A 21097-nucleotide genomic window follows, 5' to 3' on the forward strand; every position below is an offset into this window, starting at 1 on the left:
TATACTATCCTTCACATTTCACTTAGGCATTGCCCGACAGGGTTGCCTTACCTCTAATAAAGAAAGCGATTACATATCCCTGATAATATTGTATATTATGATGGCAACCTTGGAGCAGATCAACATGAGCCTTTGCATTTTGCTTCAATTCGGTGAGCCATAAGAAATCAAATGATTCACAATGCTACATATATATTCGTTGCTAGGGCATAAGGCCGTCATCAAAAGGAGGAATCCAAACATGTACCGGGTACTGTTGGTGGATGATGAAGAAGATGTGCGTGAAGGACTTGTTGTAGAGGTCGATTGGGAAGCGCTCGATCTGCGGATTGTCGGTTTGGCTGAGAATGGGCGGGAAGCATTGGAGATGGCGGAGCGGGTAGAACCGGACATTGTGGTGACAGATATCAGCATGCCATTCATGAATGGTCTGGAACTCGCACAAAGATTGAGGAAGCGTAATCCACTCGTGAAGGTGGTCATTTTGACTGGATATGATGAATTTGATTATGCGAGGCAAGCCATCTCATTAAGTGTGGATGAATATCTGCTGAAGCCGTTCTCGGCAGGACATCTCACCGAACTGCTCACAAGATTGCGCGCCCAGATGGCGGCTGAAGTGGCTGAGCGTGAAGATGTACAGCAGCTGCGTGAGCACTATTATACCAGTTTGCCTTTATTACAGGCAGATCTGATGGCGACCTTGCTCCATCGGCAGAAATCCTCGACATATATTCATAGTAAAGCCAAACAATGCGGATTGGACCTGATAGGAGAACGCTATGGTGTGTCCGTATTGACACTGCACATGGATGGAGAAGTACAGAAGGAGAAGTCTGAGGGAGTATTTATCGAGCCCCCACAGCGACATAACAAAACATCATCCGAGGTAGCGGATCAGTCTGAGATATTGGTTCCCGGAGGTTCCTTGCGTCAATCTGAGGATGCTGAGCTGAAACGCTTTGCTGCACTTAACATTGCGGCAGAAGTCTGGGCGGAGCATGGGGCTGGTCATGCCTTTATGCATCAGGAGACGATTGTCCTGCTCTATGTGGATCGCTCGGGCGGTACAGATGGAGCGAAGCGGCAACAGAAAGCGTTAGAAAATGTGATGCGCAGCATCAACCACTATTTACGTATCCCGGCTACGGTGGGATCTGGTCAGATTGTGGATACACTTGCGGATGTGAATCATGCCTATGAAGATGCCCTGCTGGCATTGGATTATCGACTTGTGCCCGGAACGGATTCAATTATATACATCGCGGACGTGGAGCGACAGACAGCGGGCAAGCTGCGGTTCGACGAGTTGAAGCAGCAGACGCTGACACGTTGCCTGAAGGCGGGTACACAAGCGGAGCTGGAGGAAGCACTTGCGATCATTTTCCGGGAAATTACAGTGGAACACGGGCGAAGTGATATTCAGCTCTATTTAATTGAAGTATTAACAACAGTATGGAAGGCGGCACAGGCATCAGGGGAGGAAATGGAGGACATCTTTGGTGCAGGGTTCCAGTTGTATGCGGATTTGTTCCGACTGCCGGGACTTACTGATGCACAGAAGAAGGTACGGGAAGTCTGTCTACTCGTACAACATCGCATTGCCAGCGGACGCCAGCATGTATACAAGGATATTGTCGAGCAGGCGTTAGTCTTCACCAAAGAGCATTATGCCGACCCGGACCTGTCCATTCAGAAGGTGTGTGGGCATTTGCATATCAGCTCCGGTTATTTTTGTGGCATTTTCAAAAAAGAAGTACAACTTACCTTTCTGCAATACCTAATGCAGATCCGAATGGAGGCAGCGCGGGAACTGCTTCGCTCGACAGAACTGAAGTCATTTGAGATTGCGGAGCAGGTTGGCTTTGCTGAACCCAATTACTTCAGTTTTTGTTTCAAAAAACATACTGGCGTCTCGCCCAAAGAATATCGTAAACAGGCTTCTCAGACAGCAAGTGAAGGTTCGATCCGATGAAGTTTTTGTCCAGATGGGTGAAGTCCATGGGACCTCAATTACGCTCTCGTCTGCGTTCGTCCAGAGTCAGCAGTATCCGGTTTATTATTACGTGGTCCTTTTCCGTTTTCATCGTCTTGGTACTGACCATCATGGCGATGCTTCTGCATGACAAGTTCACGCAGGCTGCCGAGCGAAGTGCGGAACTGACGACGAGACAGATTGTGGATCAGGTCAGTTATAACCTGGAGGATTACGTCCGCAGTATGTCTCATCTGTACCGTGCCATTGAGGAACATATGCTGCGTGACGGGACATGGGAAGGGGAACTGGTGGACAAACAACTCGACACACTGCTCAGCAGTCGTGAAGATATCATCTCGATTACTCTGCTTGATTCCACGGGGAAATTGCTCAAGAACCGACCTACAGCTGAATTAAAACCAAGTGCCCATGTGACACAGCAAGGGTGGTTTCAGTCTGCGCTTCGTGTGCCGGATCACCTGAGTTTCTCGTTACCTCATATTCAGAACATGTACACAGGCCCATATAAATGGGTCGTTTCCATGAGCAAAGGCATAACGATACGGCAAAATGGTCAGGATCGGCAGGTTATTTTGCTGGTCGATATCAATTTCAAACAGATGGATGAACTGAGCCGTCGGGTCAGTCTGGGGCGACGAGGATACGTGTATATCATCGATGAAAGTGCAGGCAATATCGTGTACCATCCGCAGCAGCAATTGATGTATATGGGGCTCAAAAGCGAGAATATTGAACAGGCTTTGGTGGCTTCCGGCAGTTACGAAGATGAAGCAGATGGACAGAAAAGGCTGAATACCGTGAAGTCCGTTGCCAATATCGGGTGGAAAATCGTCGGTGTTGCTTATCTGGATGAGATTATGACAACGCGTCAGGAGGTCAATGGATATCTCATTCGTGTACTGGTCGTTGTTCTGGTACTGGTCATTCTCGTATCCCTGTTTCTTTCCTCCAGTCTGACGCGTCCGATCCGGCGAATGGAACGTAAGATGAAGGCGGTGGAGCGCGGGGATTTCAACGTGGAGTTGCCTATTGAAGGGCCGCTGGAGGTGGAACGACTATCCCGTCGCTTCAACCTGATGGTCAATAAAATTCGCACCTTGATGGATGAGATCATCCATGAACAGGAACAGAAGCGGCGTCTGGAGCTGGAGGCTTTACAGGCTCAGATTAATCCGCATTTTCTATATAATACGCTGAATTCTGTGGTGCGCATGGTAGGCATGAGCCGCAATGAAGAAGTGATCACGATGATCACATCTCTTTCGCGCCTGTTCCGCATAAGTCTTAGCCAAGGCAAAACGATTATCACGGTCAGGGAAGAGCTGGAGCATGCGCAGCATTATTTGACGATTCAGCAGATGAGGTTCAAGCGCAAATTCAACTTTACGATTAAGGCCGATGATACGCTTCTGGATTGCCTGACATTAAAGCTGGTGCTTCAACCCCTGATTGAAAACGCCATTGTTCATGGCATCGAGTACCACATGGACGAAGGAAGTATTGAGGTCGATGTCTATCATGAGGACAACAAGCTGGTGTTTCGCATTACAGATAATGGGGTCGGCATGACGGAAGAACAGATGTCGGGATTATTGAGTGGTCGTCCTGTGGTCAAAAGCGGTGCAGGCTCCGGCGTAGCGGTACGCAACGTACATGACCGGATTCGGCTTTATTATGGGGAGGGCTTCGGCCTTGAATTTGCAAGTGAGTTGGAAGAAGGCACCACGGTCTGGGTTCGGATTCCCATTCAATTGCAGCAGAAGGAGGGCGAGCCTGATGTCAGACAACCAAGTGAATAAGAACGATGCTCATAGAGTTACAGGATTGAATATCCGTACATTTTGGAAAAAGGTTGCTGCGAGCTTCCCTGGAATTCGGAAACGTCGGTTAGTAACCCAGACAGTTGCAAGCTGCTGTCTGATCATATGCAGCGCCTGTGGCTTATCGAGTCCCGATGCTACGGCAGCAACGCCACGTATTGCGCTGATTACGCCAGCTGGGACAGGGGAACTTGCGGAAGCCATCCGGCTTGGCGCCGAAGCAGCTGCCAAAGAGAGTGGGGCCGAACTGATTACCGTGGAAGCATACCCTTCCGATGGTGATGTGTACACGCCTGCCATTCTGGACTCTGCTGGAAGTCAGATGCAGGTCCAACAGGCAAATATCAATAGCCAAACGTTGTCTCGCAGTGCGCGAGAGCAGGCTCAAGTGGGGGCCGCCGTATCGGCTCTGAAGCAGGGGGCATCAGCTCTATTGGTTGATCCCCTAAGTGAGAAGGCACTTAGTGACATCATTCAGGAGGCACAGACAACAAATTCCGATGGAACCATTGTTCCTGTCATTGTGCTTAACGATGAATTTCCCGTGAAAGGCATCACCAGTTTCATCTCGATGGATAATGTTGAGGCGGGAAGACAGGCCGGCCAGGCTATGGCGGAGCTTCTGGAAGGAAAAGGGCTTGTGGCCTTATTGGGCCCCGATCCTCTTAATTCTGGTCTGATTCAGAGAGAGCAGGGAGTTATGGAAGCCTTGGTACAGCATCCTGATATTCAAGTGGAACCCAAATCGATATGTAATACACGGGATGGATGTTGGCAGACTGCAAAGCAATTGCTGGACCAGCAGGAGGTGGATGGCTTCATTACTCTTCAGGAACCGGCTTCTCTGGGAGCAGCCGATGAACTGAATCGACGCAAATCTGCGGCCAAGGTAAGGATTGTTGGATTCGGCAGTGAACAACAGCAACTGGAGCAATTGCAAGAAGGGGTCTTTGATCATCTCATCGTCCAGAATGGATACAGTGCAGGTTATCTGGGGTTGAATCAAGCCGTTGCGCGGCTGAACAATCAACAGGTGCAAGCGAGAGTGTTACTTGAGACCAAGCTGGTTAGTACAGACAATATGTTCTGGATGGATAACCAGAAGCTGTTGTTTCCTTTTGTACAATGAACCAATGCCGGAACGAATGCTGAATGAAGAAATTAAGGAGTTTGTTAACTTGAGGAAGATTTCGATAGAACAGGTGAAGATATTGTATTCGAATTTAATGTAAACCCTTTCATAATAAAGACATCGGTGAAGCCGAATGAACTTGGGGGAGGTCATTAGGATATGAAGAATATGAAGAAAACGTGGATGACACTGTTGATTACGGCATGTATGGTTGTGGCGGCGGGGTGTAGCAGCGGCGGAGACAGTGCAGGTGGAAGTACGGGAACAGATACAGGAGGTCAGACAGCAGCCGGTACGGAAACGCCAAAGATTGGTGTTGCCATCTACAAATTCGATGATACATTCATGACGGGTGTACGTAATGCAATGACCGCGGCAGCGGAAGGCATTGCGACTCTGGATATCGTGGACAGCCAGAATGCACAGCCGACCCAGAATGAGAAAGTGGATCTGTTTGTATCCAAGAAATACAATGCAATGGCCGTGAACCCGGTGGACCGGACGGCGGCAGGTGTCATCATTGACAAGGCTAAGGCAGCGAATATTCCAGTAGTATTCCTCAACCGTGAGCCGGTGGCGGAAGATATGAACAAATGGGATAAAGTGTACTACGTAGGAGCCAAAGCGGAGGAGTCCGGTACGATCTCCGGTCAGCTGATTGTGGATTACTGGAAAGCACATCCGGAAGCGGACAAAAACGGTGATGGCAAACTGCAATACGTCATGCTGAAAGGGGAACCGGGTCACCAGGATGCAGAGCTTCGGACCAAATATTCGGTTCAGGCGATCCAGGATGCCGGAATTGAAGTGGAAGCGCTGGCGGAAGACACGGCGATGTGGGATCGGGTAAAAGGTCAGGAGAAAATGCAGGCGTTCCTGGCTTCACATGGTGATAAGATTGAAGCCGTTCTCGCAAACAATGATGACATGGCCTTGGGAGCCATTGAGGCATTGAAAGCAGCCGGATACTTCAAGGACGGCAAATCCATGCCGGTTGTAGGTGTGGATGCAACAGCTCCAGCCATTCAGGCTCTCCAGGATGGTACAATGCTGGGCACGGTGCTTAATGATGCCAAGAATCAGGGTGCGGCCACGGTGGCACTGGCTTCCGTACTTGCCAAAGGTGAGACACCAACAAAGGAAAATACCAAATACGATATTACAGATGGTAAATACGTCTGGATTGCATACAAAAAGATTACAAAAGACAACATCGCCGACGCCCAATAACAGCACGAGACAGGGACGTCCGACATTCGGGTAGCGTCCCTTTTTTGCCGGTCATATGGAAGGGAGGAACCAAGATGGAGTCAACTTACCTGCTGGAGATGAATGGAGTTTCCAAAGCATTTCCGGGTGTGCAAGCACTAAGTCAGGTCACATTGAAAGTGAAACCGGGGACGGTTCACGCCTTGATGGGAGAGAATGGAGCGGGGAAATCTACACTTATGAAATGTCTGTTCGGGATGTATCGCCAAGATGAAGGAACGATACGCATCGAAGGAAAGGATGTGGATATTCCGAATTCCAAAGCGGCACTTCAGCAAGGCATATCCATGATTCATCAGGAGCTGAATCCGGTCCCGCATCGTCCGGTGATGGAGAATATATGGCTGGGTCGTTTTCCGATGAGGGGAATACTGGTGGACGAGAAACGGATGTATACCGATACGCTGGCCCTGTTCAAGGACTTGAACCTGGATATTGATCCGAAGGCTCAGGCGGGAACACTGTCTGTCTCTAAGATTCAATCCATGGAAATCGCCAAGGCGGTCTCGTTTCAATCCAAAGTCATCGTCATGGATGAGCCAACTTCTTCCCTGACAGGCAAGGAAGTGGATCAGCTCTTCGCCATTATTAATGAACTGCGCAGTCGCGGCGTATCCATTATCTATATTTCACACAAGATGGAGGAGATCCTGACGATCTCGGATGAAGTGACGATCATGCGTGATGGTTTCGTTGTAGGAACTTGGGATGCTGCTGATTTAACAACAGATCTGATCATTACGCGTATGGTTGGCCGTGATCTGGACGAACGTTTCCCGGAACGGACGAACGTACCCGGTGAAGTGATATTAAAAGCCGAGGGTCTGACATCAAGCCAGTCCAAATCGTTTTGTGATGTATCCTTTGATCTGCGAAAAGGTGAAGTGCTTGGCATTGGTGGCCTGGTTGGAGCACAGCGGACAGAACTGATTGAGTCCTTGTTTGGACTGCGGGGACTCGCTTCAGGTACGATTTCGATTCATGGGTGCAAGGTGAAGATTAACTCCCCCGCAACAGCGAAGCGTCATAACATTGCGTTGCTCACCGAAGAACGAAGAGTCACAGGAATCTTCCCGGTGTTGTCGGTGTATGAGAACACGATCATTGCCAGTCTGGGGCGCTACCGAAATCGCGTGGGCTTGCTGGACGAGAAAAAGGGCCGCGAAGAGGCGCGTGAGCAGACGCAGAAGTTCAGAACCAAAACACCTTCAGTTAACACGCTGATTCGCAACCTGTCTGGTGGTAATCAGCAGAAAGTTCTGCTGGCCCGTTGGTTATTGACCGACCCGGAGATACTCCTGCTGGATGAACCGACACGTGGAATCGATGTAGGGGCCAAGTTTGAGATTTACACCATTATTACGGAACTGGCTCGTCAGGGCAAAAGCATTATCATGATTAGCTCGGAGATGCCCGAACTGCTGGGTATGTCGGATCGCATTATGGTGATGAGCGAAGGGCGTCTCACCGGAATCGTGGACGGAGCCGAGGCAACCGAGCAGGATATTATGAGGCTGTCCGCGCAGCAGCGGATGGCTTAGTCAGGAGGAAAATAGATGAATACACAGATGATCAATCAAGTAAAACAATATGTAACACAACGCGCCATCTTTATTGTACTGATCCTGCTCATTATTGGTATTGCGATTGCCGATCCGAATTTTCTGGCCTTCTCCACACTGCGGGACATCTTGCAGCAGTCCTCCACACGGGCCATTATTGCGCTCGGTGCAGCCTTTATCCTTGTCACGGGCGGGGTCGATCTGTCCGCTGGACGGGTGGTTGGTCTGACAGCGGTTGTATCGGCATCGATGCTGCAAATTGACGAGTATGCCAATCGCTTTTTCCCCGATCTGCCCCACTTATGGGTAGGTCTGCCGATCCTTGTCGGGATTACCGCAGGTCTGTTTGTGGGATTGGTCAATGGACTCATTGTCGCCAAATTACATGTGCCCCCTTTTATCGCAACGCTGGGTACGATGGTTGCCGTGTACGGGCTGAACTCCATTTATTTTGATACGGAACCCAATCAGTCACAGCCGATCGGAGGATTGCGACCGGACTTCACTGTTATTGGCTCTGGATACATTGATCTGGGCGGAGGTTATTCCATCCCGTATATTGTCCTCATTGCTATTGCGGTGGCATTAATCTGCTGGGTGGTCTTTAACAAAACACGTCTCGGCAAAAACATGTACGCAATTGGTGGCAATATTCAGGCAGCGCATGTATCGGGGATTCATGTGGCACGCAACCTGGTTGTGCTGTATGCCATTGCGGGTGCACTATATGGTCTGGGCGGTGTACTTGAGGCAGCACGCACAGGTGGAGCAACAAACAATTACGGTAACATGTATGAGCTGGATGCGATTGCCGCATGTGTGGTAGGCGGTGTATCAACGGCAGGAGGTATTGGAACGGTACCTGGGGTTATGGCGGGTGTGCTGATCTTCGGGGTCATTAACTATGGTCTGACGTTTATTGGTGTGAGCCCATACTGGCAGTTGATTATCAAAGGATTGATCATTGTTGCTGCGGTGGCTTTTGATATCCGTAAGTATATGGCGAAGAAATAAGATGAGTCTCAAGAGGTTACACCAGTCACTCCGATGACAGAACAACCTTCTGATCGCTGTTATCCCCAGATTTTTTTTGATTCTCTTCTAAAAGAAGTGAAAATCCGGGGATAGCATATGCTTCCGATGCAGCTTTCTTTCAGAAAGCTTTTAGGCGAACGCTCCGCTTCTTCAGGTTATTTCTGTCCTCTACGTTATCGTGTAAACAATTTGTTCATCTTATATGGAAAAGCAGCAAAGAAGCCAGCCCTCTGAATATAGAGAGCTGGCTTTAAGCGTTTAACCATTGACCATCCAATCGATAACGGGGATAACTGGTCCAATGATGCATAAGAGCAACATAAATCCGGCGACGTTATAAGATACACTTGTGCCATAATGTGAACGATTTTTTTTGGCGATCAAGAAGGCTGGAATCCAGAAGAGGGCTGCTACTACAAAAGGAATGTGCAGTCCTTGAGTTCCGTTGCTATAAATAGGTATGTTTATTAAGTTAAAAAGATAGTGACTGATCATAAAATTTGTTTTGCCCCATTGGAAATTAAAGGCGAGACCCATCAATAGTACGAGTAGAGAGAGCGTTCCGAGGCCCAGTGGTTTTCGTTGTGTTATCATGTGATATCCTCCATAACCATGTATTTATCCTAAGTTAATCCATTACTGTATTGTACCACAATAATGAAATATGCGAAGAGGAATTGTTTCACTTTTGTTGATTACAATTACATCATATGTCCTATTGCCTTCATAATTTATACATTCGTGCGAATTTGACGAGCCTCCACTAATCGACAACATCAGCTAATCATAATCGATATAATACATGTACATAAGTTGTTTGATGTGAGTTTTATGTCAAAGGGGGCGAGGCTGTTTGCTTAGTTACACGATGAAAATGGTGATATTCCCGCTAGGTTGTCTGCTTGTCATTCTGTCCTCTTATGTTCTCAGGCTTACCCCTAATATGGCAATAATGTCACTTTCGGCGACATTATTGGTAGCAAGTATTTATGGGGAGAGACGATATCCTGTGCTGCGAAAATTTCAGTGGATTTTTCTCGGGATATTCCACTATTTCAGTGAACTGAACTGGTGCAACATGCTGTATTATATGCTCATTATTTCAATGATCCAGGACAAACCAAGGTTGGCACAGACCTTGCCGATTTCGTTGCTGCTTATGCTGCAATATACGTTGATTCGGCTTTCGTATGTGCCTGTAGATACATATGCTTTGCTGGTTTCATTATTTGACCTGTTAACCTCGGTTGTTATCATTTTTTTGTATCATACCTTAATCAACAGTGAGGTCGAGAAGCGCAGGCTTCGGGAAAAGAATCGGTTCCTGACCCTGCATGATCCGCTTACCGGACTGTTGAATTACGAAGGTTACATGGAGATGTTACATAAGACAGTAGAAGAGCAACGGTCTTTTTTGCTTGTCCTTTTGAACGTCAATAACTTTAGCGGCTTTAAAAAAGATTCAGAAGATCCTTGGTGTACGGTAATCACAGGTACAGGCCAGATGATCAGCAATCATTTCACCGAAGCCTATGGCATATCTCGGTATGCAGGAGACCGATTTGCGGTCGTTTTGCCAGAGATACAGGATGTGGAAGAACGAATGTCGTCACTGCTATCCTTGCAGCTTCAAGGACTCCAGGTGAGCTACAGCATCTCCCTGTACCCGGAAATGTCAGATTCGTTGCAGCACTTTATGACGGTAGCCGAGGATAGGCTGCTTCAACAACAGCGCAGCAAATGGCTGAAAAATGAAGAAGAAGTATTTCGTTCCGAAAGACTGAGGGCTGTAGGTGAACTGGCTGCGGGTATGGCTCACGAAATTCGGAACCCGCTTACCGCAATTCGGGGATTCCTGCAGCTGTCCCGTGGACAAGCGTTTAATATCGCGCCATGGTATGAAGTGATTATGGGTGAGGTGACGAGAGTAACCGATCTGACAGCTGAATTTTTGCAGTTTTCCAAACCACATGCCAATCACATGAAGCCTGAACATTTGGGTCACTGCCTTGAACGAGTGATGTCTTTGACTGAGTCAGATGCGGCATCCCGAGGGCATCAAATTACGCTTGAAATGACTAATGAACCAGTTGTGATCATCATGGATCGAGATAAAATTGTGCAGGTATTGATTAATCTGATTCGTAACGCTTTTGAAGCAATGACAGACCCTGGTGAGGTTCATATGGATTTGTTGCAGGACGGGGACGCAGTACTCATTTCAATTACAGATACAGGAAGCGGCATTCCGGAAAATTCGCTATCCACCATCTTTAATCCATTTTATACAACCAAAGAAGAAGGTACGGGGCTTGGACTTGCACTCTGCCAGAAAATCGTTCAGGATCACAATGGTAAAATTACCGTCCATAGCGAAATGGGGGTTGGCTCTACCTTCACGCTTCATCTGCCCATGGAGACGTAAATCGTATAACCACCCAGAGATAGCAATAACATAGTCATTAGTCAAAAATATAAAAACGCCGCTTGGGTCCTGAAGAACCCCATGCGGCGTTTAGTATTTCAATTCAGAAGTTAATGTGTGGAGACCACATCGGTTCAGATCAGACTATATTGGGTTGAACTAATCATTTACACGTAAGGGAGAGGACAGAAAAAACTGAAAAAGCGGAGCTGAAAACTTTCTGAAAGGAAGCTACTTCGGAAGCATGCACCTCGCCTTTATCCCCGGATTTTCCCCTTGTGAAAAGGGAATCGATAAAATCTGGGGATAACAGCGATTGGAAGGTTATTCTGTCATCGTAGTGTCTGTGTAAATAATCATTAGTTCGACTTATTGAGCTGTCCCTGATGTAACTGATAGTAGAACCCTTGTTGTTGCATCAACTCGTCATGGCTGCCCCGTTCAGCGATCTGTCCATCATCAATGACGAGAATCTGATCGGCTTCACGAATCGTGCTCAGTCTGTGGGCGATAACAAAGCTGGTACGGTCTTTCATTAAAGTGCGCATCGCATCCTGGATCTTCATCTCTGTACGCGTATCAATGCTGCTCGTTGCTTCATCCAGAATAAGAATGGCCGGATCAGCCAGAATTGCCCGGGCAATGGTCAGCAGTTGTCGTTGTCCCTGACTCAGGTTGCTTCCCCCGGAAATGATGGGGGTATCGTAGCCCTGTGGCAGTTTGCGGATGAACGAATGTGCATTCGCCAGCTCAGCCGCTTGTCGGATCTGTTCATCCGTTGCGTCCGGCTTGCCGTAGGCAAGATTGTCGCGAATGGTACCCGAGAACAGGTAGGCATCCTGAAGCACAATACCGAGTTGCCGACGGAGTTGATCCTTCTCCAGTTCCGAGATGTCACATCCATCAATGGTAATCCGTCCGCCTGTAATCTCGTAGAAACGGGGCAACAGGTTGATAATGGTCGTTTTACCTGCGCCGGTGGGTCCAACAAGTGCAATCATCTCACCAGGTTTTGCAGTAAAACTAACCTTCTTGAGAATGTCTCGCTCCGCACTATACCCAAAAGAGACGTCTTCAAATACAACTCTACCCTGAATCTGATCCAGCTGTTTCTTCTGTTCCTCCACGTATTCGCCAGGTGTATCCATAATGTGGAACACACGTTCAGCACCTGCGATTGCAGCCTGAATCAGATTGTACTGATTGGCTAGATCGTTGAGTGGCCGCTCAATCTGGCGGGAGTAAGCGAGAAAGCTGACGATCAGTCCAATGGACGTCATTTCATGATAAGCCATCCATCCACCTACAGAAGCGAGTATGGCAAACCCGATATTGTTCATCACGTTCATCGTGGGTCCAGCCAAACCTGAAACGGTCTGGGCCTGTGTGCTGGATGTGCGCAGTTTCTCGTTCAGATTCTGAAAATGCTGATGTGCCTGATCCTGACGGTTATAGGCAGCTACGACTTTTTGTCCAGCAATGGTTTCCTGAGCATACCCATTAAGCTCACCAAGCAATTTCTGCTGGGCGGTGAAGTGTTTGCGTGTTCTTGACGCGATCAGGCGAGTGGCGATGGTTATCAAGGGTACAGTCACCAGACTGAGCAGGGTGAGCCGAACATCGAGTGCAAACATGATCGACAAGGAGCCAACGAGCAGGATGGCACTGGACATCAATTGGGTTACGCTTTGATTCAGCGTTGTAGATACGTTATCGATATCATTGGTGGCCCGGCTCATCAGGTCCCCGCTTTGATTTTTATCAAAAAAGCTAATAGGCAGCTCTTGCAGTCGGGAGAACAACGCATGTCTCAGATCTTTGACGGTCAGTTGGGACACACCAATCATGACATAGGATTGAGCCCACATCAGGAATGAGCCAAGGACATAAACACTCAGCAAGAGGAGACATTCCTTCAGCAAACCCGCAGTTACTTTCGGCACGATATGTTCATTAACGGCGCGGCCGAGAAGATAAGGTCCTGCCAGGTTAAGCAGTGTTCCAAGAGCCGTCAGCACTAATGCAGCAATAACTCCTTTGCGATGACGTCCCATGTACGACCATACCCGAATCAGGACGTGGCGAGCATTTTTGGCTCTGACTTTGGGAACAGGTCCTCTGCCCGCAGGTCCGGGTCTTCCGATGGGAGACACGACTGTTTGTTGTATGGAGGAAGATGCAGGTTTAGCCAAATTGAATATCCTCCTTCCGTTGCTGCGAATAATAGATGGCTTGATAGTGTGATGAATGAGCCATAAGGTCATCATGTGTGCCCCTGGCTACGATCTGTCCTTCATCAATGACATATATACAGTCTGCATCCTTCACGGAGGAGATCCGCTGTGCAATCAAAAAGGTGGTACTGTCTTTCATCAAGGATTGCAAAGCCTTCTGAATGCTCGCTTCCGTGCGTAGATCCACAGCACTGGTGCTATCATCCAGAATCAGCACTTCAGGTCGCATAAGCAGGGCGCGTGCAATGGAAATACGCTGTTTCTGCCCACCGGACAGATTAACCCCGCGCTGACCCAGCTCCGTGTCATACCCATCTTTCAGTTTCATAATAAAATCATCCGCAGCCGCCGCTTGTGCCGCAGCATGCAATTCAGCATCCGTTGCACCGGGCCGGCCGAAACAAATGTTATCCCGGATGCTGCCGCTGAACAGAATGGATTCCTGGAGCACAATGGACACACGGCTGCGAAGATCCTGAAGATCCCAGTGACGAACGTTCACTCTATTCACGAGCACTTCACCTTGCGAAGCATCATACAGACGGGGAATTAGCTGCACCAGCGAGGTTTTGCCTGAACCTGTAGAACCGATCAGAGCCACTTTCTCACCCGGGCGAGCCTTCAGATTAATTCCGGTGAGTGCATGGTCTCCATCATAACGGAAAGATACGTCTCTGAACTCCACTTGACCGCCTGTGTGCGAGGGAAGGGGAGACGTCAGGTATCGGGATTGATCACGGGTAGACGGGGGTGACTGTACATTCCCGGAGTTGTCAGTTCCCGATTGAATATCTGGCTCTGTATGTAACACCTCGTTGATCCGGGCAGCAGATACCTTGGCACGGGAGAAGCTCATCATCATCATGCCGATTGACGTGAGGGAAGAGAGTACAACCGTGACATAGTTGATAAAAGCAATCAGATCCCCGGCGGCAATATCGCCTCCCACTACCTGGAAACCTCCAAACCACAGCACCGCTACAATGGTAGCGTTCAGCATCAGGCTGAGTACGGGTGCGTTCAGCGTTACAATACGCCAGGCTTTGACGGCGGTTGTAGTGTAATCTTCGTTGGATTGCTTGAACCGTTTTTTCTCCAGACGTGCACGTGCAAACGCCTTGACGACACGAATGCCGGCAAGATTCTCCTGAAGCACGGCGTTGACCTGATCAAGCTTGATCTGCACACTGGCGAACAGCGGATAGGAAGCTTTTATTAGAATAAATAAAATAATAAACAGTACCGGTACTGTCGCAATAAGAATCAAAGCCAGTTTCACACTGATCGTAAACGCCATGATGATACTTCCGATGATCAGCATTGGCGAACGGATAAACATCCGCAGCAGCATCTGTACAAAGGTCTGCATCTGGGTAATGTCACTGGTCAGACGAGTGATCAGAGAACCTTCCTGAAACGTATCCAGATTGCGGAAGGAGAAGGTTTGAATATGGTCAAACAGTTCCTGGCGCAGATCTGTGCCGTATCCAACGGCAGCTTTGCTTGAATAGAGTGTACAGCCTGCGCCGCCAACCCAGCCGATTAACGCAACAAGTAACATGATCAGACCTGTGGTCACGATATGGGGCAGGTTCCCTGCAAGTACACCATCATCCACAATGCTGGACATCAGCTTGGGCTGGAGCAGGTCCATGGTAACCTCAAGTACCATGAGCAGCGGGGCGACGATTGCCGCCGACTTATACGGGGTCAAGAATCGTTTTAACGTCCACAATAGGGAATCACCTCAATCTTCATTGCATAAGTGAATCAATTTCATAATACCTCTAGCTGCTTCAATTGCGAGTCTGCATCGCCTCAGGATTCACGCAGGTTTTGGAGCATACGCTGTGCAAGTGCAGACATGATCCGGAGTTCTTCCGGTGTAAAATCTTTCTGGGCCTGCTGTTCCAACTTCTGAATCACTTCTCTCAATTCTTGTAGCGCGGATCGCCCCTGATCCGTCAGGTATACCCGCAGACTGCGCAGATCCTTCGGGTCTGCTTCGCGTCTCACATAACCGGATGATTCCATGCGCTTGAGCATGACAGTTACCGTTGCGGGACTGCGCTGAAGTTGTTCGGCCAGGTTTTTCTGGGATTGGCCATCTTTTCGTTCAAGCTGGAACAGCAAAGGGGGCTGCCCCGGGTATAACTCGGGGTGGTTCACAAGTTTCTCATGAACCTTGTAGCGTTTCAGTTTCACGAGTTCGGATAGCTGCCCCATTAACCGATCATTTTGGACTGGGTTCATATCATCTACTCCGTTCGTATCCTTTTAGTTAGTCGACTAAATAAATCTTAAGTTTGATTTGACATATCGTCAAGTGAATACAAGTCGTTAATTTTGGATTTAAGGTATTTCCAGGTCGATTGGCTGGAAAGTAAACAAGTAAAATAGATAAGAAAAAAACAAAAACCTCTGCTTTGAGCGGAAGAGAGTATGATAACTAACTCTGTTCCGGTCTCTAAGAGAGGTTTTTTGGTATTGTGACACGTTAAGTGTGGAGTGTAAGGAAAATCATTTTTTGGAGAACATTTTTTTGGCTTCATCCATGGCCATTTTATTACCGATCGATGAGTAATCGAGCCAAGGTTGTGCGCCAATAGGGTAGACGTGGCCGGCTTTGACTGCTTTCAGGCCTTGCCAGATCGGATTGTTTTGCAGCTCCTTGAACATGGTCTGGGCTTCATCATCCGAATTCACAACCACAAAGATTGCATCTGCATCATAGTCCGGCAATATTTCACGGGAGACGACTTGATACGGTTTAGTCGAATCGATATCTGTGATCCCTTTGGCAGGAGTCAGACCGAGATCCTCATACAAAATGGGACCCATGGGACGGCGTGTACTGAACACACGCAATTCTTTGGCAGTAACACGGATTGCCATCACAGTACCATCACCAATAGTGTCGTTAATGAGGGACTTCACTTCTTCAGTTTCGGTTGCGTAGTCCTGAATGTATTGCTCAGCTTCTTTCTCGCGATTCACGAGTTTGCCAATGTCTTTCAGATGGTCGCGCCATGTACCGTTATCCAGATTGAATACATGCACCGGAGCAATTTTTTCGAATTTGGCAATGTCACCACCGGAGAATTCTTCGTCCAGATAGATCACATCGGGTTTCAGGGCAAGCAAAGCTTCCATATCCGGGTCTTTAACCGGACCAAGTGGTGTTGTATTTTGAAGTTGATCAGCAACATGGGACAGGAAGCCTTTAGCTTCACCACCAATAACGGAACCAACCGGAGTAATGCCGAGAGACAGCAGATCATTGGTCAGATGGATCGACATGGAGGCAATGCGTTGCTCTCCCGAACTTGAGCTGTTGTCTTGATTCTTGGTTGAAGTATCCGTAGACGAACCACCAGAAGCAGATGATGAATTATTGGTCGTTCCACAGGCTGCGAGCACAAGTACCAGACAGATACTCATGACAAGCATAAGATTTTTCTTTAACATGGGTAGTCACAATCTCCTTGAACATCTCTTGGATGTCTTTATTGTTTTCTGAAAAAGGATCACTTGCTTCGTACTAACAGGTACAAAAAGTAAGGTGCACCAATCGCAGCAACCACCACGCCTGCCGGAATGGCATTAGGCTGAAAGATCGTTCGCCCGATCGTATCGGCGGTCACGAGAATAACCATACCGATGAGCCCGGCAGCAGGAATCAGATGCCGATGCATCGGACCAACAAGTCTGCGTGCTAGATGTGGCGCTGCCAGACCGATAAAACCGATCCCACCAGCCATCGATACACTAACGGCAGACAAAGCCACGGCACAGAGCAGCAAAATAATACGCTGGGATCGGACAGGTGTCCCGATACTGGTTGCGGCAGCATCTCCAAGATTGAAGGCATCGAGCGTTTTGGATCGACTCCAGATGTACGAGATACATAACACCACCCAAGGAAGCAACGCTTGCACATGAATCCAATCCCGGCCCCAGACGCTTCCTGCCAACCAGCGAGCGGCAAAGGAATAGGTGTCTTCATCCAGACGCAGGGATAGGTAGAGTGTCAAGGCATGGAACCCGGCCGCTACCGCGATTCCCACCAGAATCAGCTTAATGGGCGATACGCCGTTATGGCGATCATAAGATAACAGCATGATGATCAGAGCGGCGGCCACACTGCCTGCAAAAGCAAACAACGGGATCAGCAAGGCCACAGAGCCATCCATCGTAAAGGAGAGACTAACAAACACCATTAGTCCAAAGGCTGCCCCCGCATGTAATCCCAGAATCCCCGGGTCCGCAAGTGGATTGCGGGTGATCCCTTGCAAGGCCGCTCCGGCAATACCAAGTCCTGCTCCAGCCAATACAGTTACCAGGATGCGAGGCAGTCGGTAATCAAACAGTACAATCTGATCATCCGAACTGCCATTACCAAGCAAAGTCTGTAACACAGCCGCTGGGGAGAGACGAATGGTTCCCGTGTTCAGGCTGATCACAATAACGGCAATGGCGATGCAGAGCAGCGTGATACTGACGATGATCGAACGTTTACCTCGTGAAGGTGTATTGAAATTCATCGCTACAAGGCCCTCCTTTCTTTACGGGCCAGATAGAGGAAGAACGGTACACCGACAAAAGCGACCATAATGCCTACCGCAAGCTCCTCGGGCGGGTTCACGATGCGTGAGCCCAGATCGGCGAGCACCAGTAATATCGCTCCAAGCAGAGAAGACATCGGAATGATGAGTCGATAATCCACACCCACCAATTTACGGGAGATATGAGGGATGACCAGTCCGACAAATCCAATGGAGCCTACTGCCGACACGGACACACCAGCCAGCACAACAACCGCTGCAAGGGCGATTAATCTCGTCCAGCGCAGGTTGATCCCGAGATTAATCGCCACTTCTTCACCGAGTGACATAAGCGATACACGCCGGGCAAGTGGCATAATCAGTATTAGTGTGGCGAGCAGCACGGGAAGAATCAGCTTGAGATGCCGCCATTCTATTCCACCAAAACCTCCCGCATACCAAAAGGCCAGATCCTGACTCAGGTCAAAATAAATGGCAACGCCTGTGCTGAGCGAGGTTAACATGGTTGCAATAACGGCTCCGGCAACGGTCAGTCTAATGGAATTCAGACCACCAGGTGCTGCCATTCCAAGCAGGAAGATAAGCAGTGTGCCCAGAACAGCCCCCATGAATGATAGAAACATGATCCAGCCGTATGGCAGTCCGGGCCAAAAGGCAAAGCTCAGTGCTACAACAAAAGTGGCTCCAGCATTGATGCCCAGAATGCCTGTGTCTGCCAGCGGATTGCGTGTAATGCCCTGCATTAAAGCTCCTGCAACAGCAAAGGAAGCGCCGATCATAACCGCGGCAAGGACACGAGGCAGCCGCAGCTCATGAATAATCTGATGTGGTGTCAAAGCCGGGTTGTACTGAAATATGGCAGCCCATACGGTTTCCAGCGTTAACCCTTTGGCACCTAAAGAGATTGCGACAAACATACTTAGCAGCAGTATGGCTATGGCAGACAAAAACGTCAGCCCAACAGTCACTGCAGATTTTCTTGAATTAGACGGACGATGTGGCAGTCCCGGATGTTGAATACGGGTCACTCCTTTGGTACCAACAACGTATTTCATTGTTATTGATTATCATTATCAATTAGTGATCATTATAAAATCTTAATTCAGGCCCGTACATGGCATAAATTAAGATTTTGGAGATGGACATTTTTTAGATTACAAAAGTGAAGGTTTGTTCGTCAATATATAGAGCGCTTCATCGAGCTGGATGTTGATGGAATATGGAGCATATACAACCCATGAGTTCCAGTCGATGAGATGTACACGTCCGTTTTTTACCGCAGGATGGCTGTTCCACAGTGGATTCGAAGCCATCTCTTTCAACAGTGTTGCCTTTTCATGCATAGAATTAATCGCCAGTACCAGCACATCCGCCTCCAGTCCGTCCCATTCTCCTGGTGTGAAGGGCAGCCAGTTGAATCCAACGCCGGGAGATTTGCCAGCCAGTTCGGTCTGAATAAGCTGAGGAGCGGCCAGTTGCAAGGTTCGATAAAAGACATGTCCGAAGTTGCGATGGCTGTACATCCGTGGACCTTTAGGCGTTAACGTGCCCACGGCAACGGTAATGTTCCCGACCAATTCCTTGATTTTTTTACGTGCACGCTCTGCCTTGCGTTCATGTCGATCCAGCCAATCTTTCGCTGCCTGGGTGCGATCCACGATGGATGCAATCTGATGCAGATGACCAAAGACGTCTGTCTGGTTCCAGGGAATCGTGATGATGGGGGCGACATCGCCAATATGCTCCATGGCTTTGGCAGCTGCATTGTCCTTGGTCAGAATCAATTCGGGATTCACATCCAGGAAAGCCTGACGTCCCTGTTCCCAAGGTTCATAGGCGTGGAAGGGCAGCGTCAGCGATTTGGGCATATGAGGAAGATGGCCTTGGATCTGAGCTGCGCATGGTGTGATGCCAAGTGTCATCAGGTGGTCCGTGTATGGATAGGAGAGTGACACGATATTTCGGTGGACCTGCTTCGAATAGGAAGTTGGCGCATAACCGGCATGGTTTCGGAAACGTCGGCTGAAATAAAACTCGTCACGGTAACCCACTTCACGAGCCACATCACGGATACGCAGATCGGAAGTGAGCAGTAATTCCTTGGCCCGGTTCATACGCAGATGAGTGATGTATTCAATCGGATTTTTCTGCATGCGGCTCTTGAATAGCTGCGAGTAATAGGACGGGTGCATGTCAGCCAGTTCAGCCAGCTTTTCCAGCTTGATCTCGTGCATATAGTTTTCGCGCATGTATTGCAGGGTGGATCTGAGCCACTGTTCGGGTTCTTCCTGACCAGCCCCTACGTCAGTCTGGTCTTCTTGGGGCCAGAGCATATGTAACAGTTCCGTCAGGAAGAGCTGTGCCTTCAGCCCTGTTTCCAAACCTTCATTGCTCAATTGTGTAAGCTGTGCGGCAATGCGCTGTATACCGTAAAATGGGCCTTGAATCCAGCCTGTAACAGGTGAACTGAGCTCACGTTCATAGATTCGTCTGGCTTTTGTTTTCTCCGTAGCCCGATACAGATCAAAGTGAATGATATATAGTTCAATATCATGGTCTTCATCACTAATCAGTTCAATTGCAGTTCCTGGTAGGGACAGACAGGCTGATTTGCGAACCACGTGGGATTTGGTCCCATTCATGATCAGTTGGCCTGTAAATTTGTGCATGTATATGAAGGTATGATGAGCTAGCTCAGCTGTGGACCAGCGCCATTTCCCACGGGTTATAATATGTTCTGCCTGACGAAGTTCGATCAGGGTATCATTCAGGAATGCATTCAGGTCTGCTCGGGTTGAGGATTCCTTTTCTGCATTGGGACTTGTCTGCTTATGCAACATGTGTGGATTCATGCCGCTGTGGGCGGTACCCGGGATGGTAGTCATGGTGTTATGCGTCCTCCTCTCTTTTGAACAGTTTAGGTAATGATTGAATCTGGAACGCACTATATTTTCTCGGACCTGAACGTCATTCTTGAACGTCTATTGATGCGTTTTGCATGATGTTATGATTACTGGCTGTCTTGTCAAAAGCGCGTTTGCAGTATAGTCAGATGT

General features: G+C 48.6%; 15 protein-coding genes. 7 read left to right on the forward strand and 8 right to left on the reverse strand.

Annotation, left to right across the window (positions count from 1 at the left end):
* Positions 1-241 precede the first annotated feature (241 nt).
* The 6 genes from MKZ13_RS05390 to mglC all read left to right on the forward strand — a co-directional run bounded on the left by MKZ13_RS05390 (position 242) and on the right by mglC (position 8796).
* The gene (locus tag MKZ13_RS05390) at positions 242-1975 is read left to right on the forward strand and encodes a response regulator (protein ID WP_339182429.1); all 1734 of its coding nucleotides are present in this window, start codon (positions 242-244) and stop codon (positions 1973-1975) included.
* A gap of 26 nt (positions 1976-2001) precedes the next feature.
* Positions 2002-3798: a sensor histidine kinase gene (locus MKZ13_RS05395; RefSeq protein ID WP_339182431.1), complete on the forward strand. Its 1797-nt coding sequence runs from the start codon at positions 2002-2004 to the stop codon at positions 3796-3798.
* Complete coding sequence (locus MKZ13_RS05400; RefSeq protein WP_339182433.1) at positions 3776-4948, forward strand: substrate-binding domain-containing protein; 1173 nt, start codon at positions 3776-3778, stop codon at positions 4946-4948. The genes MKZ13_RS05395 and MKZ13_RS05400 overlap by 23 nt, the downstream gene beginning before the upstream one ends.
* A gap of 171 nt (positions 4949-5119) precedes the next feature.
* Entirely contained in the window at positions 5120-6181 is a 1062-nt protein-coding gene (locus MKZ13_RS05405; protein WP_036672480.1) for a galactose ABC transporter substrate-binding protein, read from the forward strand.
* Positions 6182-6255: 74 nt separating this feature from the next.
* Positions 6256-7761, forward strand: a complete 1506-nt coding sequence (locus MKZ13_RS05410) for a sugar ABC transporter ATP-binding protein (protein WP_339182435.1) — start codon at positions 6256-6258, stop codon at positions 7759-7761.
* A gap of 15 nt (positions 7762-7776) precedes the next feature.
* Positions 7777-8796 (forward strand): galactose/methyl galactoside ABC transporter permease MglC, encoded by a 1020-nt coding sequence (mglC, locus tag MKZ13_RS05415; protein ID WP_339182437.1) that lies wholly within the window; start codon positions 7777-7779, stop codon positions 8794-8796.
* 279 nt (positions 8797-9075) lie between these two features.
* Here mglC and MKZ13_RS05420 read toward each other — a convergent pair whose 3' ends face one another.
* Entirely contained in the window at positions 9076-9411 is a 336-nt protein-coding gene (locus MKZ13_RS05420; protein WP_339182439.1) for a hypothetical protein, read from the reverse strand.
* Positions 9412-9685: 274 nt separating this feature from the next.
* Between MKZ13_RS05420 and MKZ13_RS05425 the strand changes: the two genes are divergently transcribed.
* Positions 9686-11242 carry an ATP-binding protein gene (locus MKZ13_RS05425; protein ID WP_339182441.1) on the forward strand — a complete coding sequence of 519 codons (1557 nt, stop codon included), beginning with the start codon at positions 9686-9688 and terminating at the stop codon, positions 11240-11242.
* Between the two features lie 359 nt (positions 11243-11601).
* On the opposite strand, the gene MKZ13_RS05430 is transcribed toward MKZ13_RS05425, so the two are convergent.
* The 7 genes from MKZ13_RS05430 to MKZ13_RS05460 form a co-directional block, all read right to left on the reverse strand.
* Positions 11602-13434 carry an ABC transporter ATP-binding protein gene (locus MKZ13_RS05430; protein WP_339182443.1) on the reverse strand — a complete coding sequence of 611 codons (1833 nt, stop codon included), beginning with the start codon at positions 13432-13434 and terminating at the stop codon, positions 11602-11604.
* Positions 13427-15211, reverse strand: coding sequence for an ABC transporter ATP-binding protein (locus tag MKZ13_RS05435; RefSeq protein ID WP_339182445.1), 1785 nt, complete (start codon positions 15209-15211; stop codon positions 13427-13429). The genes MKZ13_RS05430 and MKZ13_RS05435 overlap by 8 nt, the downstream gene beginning before the upstream one ends.
* Positions 15212-15294: 83 nt before the next feature.
* The gene (locus MKZ13_RS05440) at positions 15295-15729 is read right to left on the reverse strand and encodes a MarR family transcriptional regulator (protein ID WP_339182447.1); all 435 of its coding nucleotides are present in this window, start codon (positions 15727-15729) and stop codon (positions 15295-15297) included.
* Positions 15730-15996: 267 nt separating this feature from the next.
* Positions 15997-16944, reverse strand: coding sequence for an iron-hydroxamate ABC transporter substrate-binding protein (locus tag MKZ13_RS05445; protein ID WP_339182449.1), 948 nt, complete (start codon positions 16942-16944; stop codon positions 15997-15999).
* 59 nt (positions 16945-17003) lie between these two features.
* Positions 17004-18020 carry an iron ABC transporter permease gene (locus MKZ13_RS05450; RefSeq protein WP_339182451.1) on the reverse strand — a complete coding sequence of 339 codons (1017 nt, stop codon included), beginning with the start codon at positions 18018-18020 and terminating at the stop codon, positions 17004-17006.
* 2 nt (positions 18021-18022) lie between these two features.
* Positions 18023-19096, reverse strand: coding sequence for an iron ABC transporter permease (locus MKZ13_RS05455; RefSeq protein WP_339182453.1), 1074 nt, complete (start codon positions 19094-19096; stop codon positions 18023-18025).
* A 99-nt stretch (positions 19097-19195) separates the two neighbouring features.
* Positions 19196-20926, reverse strand: a complete 1731-nt coding sequence (locus MKZ13_RS05460; protein WP_339182455.1) for an AraC family transcriptional regulator — start codon at positions 20924-20926, stop codon at positions 19196-19198.
* Positions 20927-21097: the final 171 nt, after the last annotated feature.

The organism is Paenibacillus sp. FSL R5-0701 (assembly GCF_037973995.1).
Classification (GTDB): Bacteria; Bacillota; Bacilli; order Paenibacillales; family Paenibacillaceae; genus Paenibacillus.

What these genes read in the sequence shown, in the direction of transcription:
- MKZ13_RS05390 (WP_339182429.1), top strand. Translation starts at nt 242, where the DNA reads ATGTACCGGGTACTGTTGGTGGATGATGAAGAAGATGTGCGTGAAGGA.
- MKZ13_RS05395 (WP_339182431.1), top strand. Translation starts at nt 2,002, where the DNA reads ATGGGACCTCAATTACGCTCTCGTCTGCGTTCGTCCAGAGTCAGCAGT.
- MKZ13_RS05400 (WP_339182433.1), top strand. Translation starts at nt 3,776, where the DNA reads ATGTCAGACAACCAAGTGAATAAGAACGATGCTCATAGAGTTACAGGA.
- MKZ13_RS05405 (WP_036672480.1), top strand. Translation starts at nt 5,120, where the DNA reads ATGAAGAAAACGTGGATGACACTGTTGATTACGGCATGTATGGTTGTG.
- MKZ13_RS05410 (WP_339182435.1), top strand. Translation starts at nt 6,256, where the DNA reads ATGGAGTCAACTTACCTGCTGGAGATGAATGGAGTTTCCAAAGCATTT.
- mglC (WP_339182437.1), top strand. Translation starts at nt 7,777, where the DNA reads ATGAATACACAGATGATCAATCAAGTAAAACAATATGTAACACAACGC.
- MKZ13_RS05420 (WP_339182439.1), bottom strand. Translation starts at nt 9,411, where the DNA reads ATGATAACACAACGAAAACCACTGGGCCTCGGAACGCTCTCTCTACTC.
- MKZ13_RS05425 (WP_339182441.1), top strand. Translation starts at nt 9,686, where the DNA reads ATGAAAATGGTGATATTCCCGCTAGGTTGTCTGCTTGTCATTCTGTCC.
- MKZ13_RS05440 (WP_339182447.1), bottom strand. Translation starts at nt 15,729, where the DNA reads ATGAACCCAGTCCAAAATGATCGGTTAATGGGGCAGCTATCCGAACTC.
- MKZ13_RS05445 (WP_339182449.1), bottom strand. Translation starts at nt 16,944, where the DNA reads ATGTTAAAGAAAAATCTTATGCTTGTCATGAGTATCTGTCTGGTACTT.
- MKZ13_RS05450 (WP_339182451.1), bottom strand. Translation starts at nt 18,020, where the DNA reads ATGAATTTCAATACACCTTCACGAGGTAAACGTTCGATCATCGTCAGT.
- MKZ13_RS05455 (WP_339182453.1), bottom strand. Translation starts at nt 19,096, where the DNA reads ATGAAATACGTTGTTGGTACCAAAGGAGTGACCCGTATTCAACATCCG.
- MKZ13_RS05460 (WP_339182455.1), bottom strand. Translation starts at nt 20,926, where the DNA reads ATGACTACCATCCCGGGTACCGCCCACAGCGGCATGAATCCACACATG.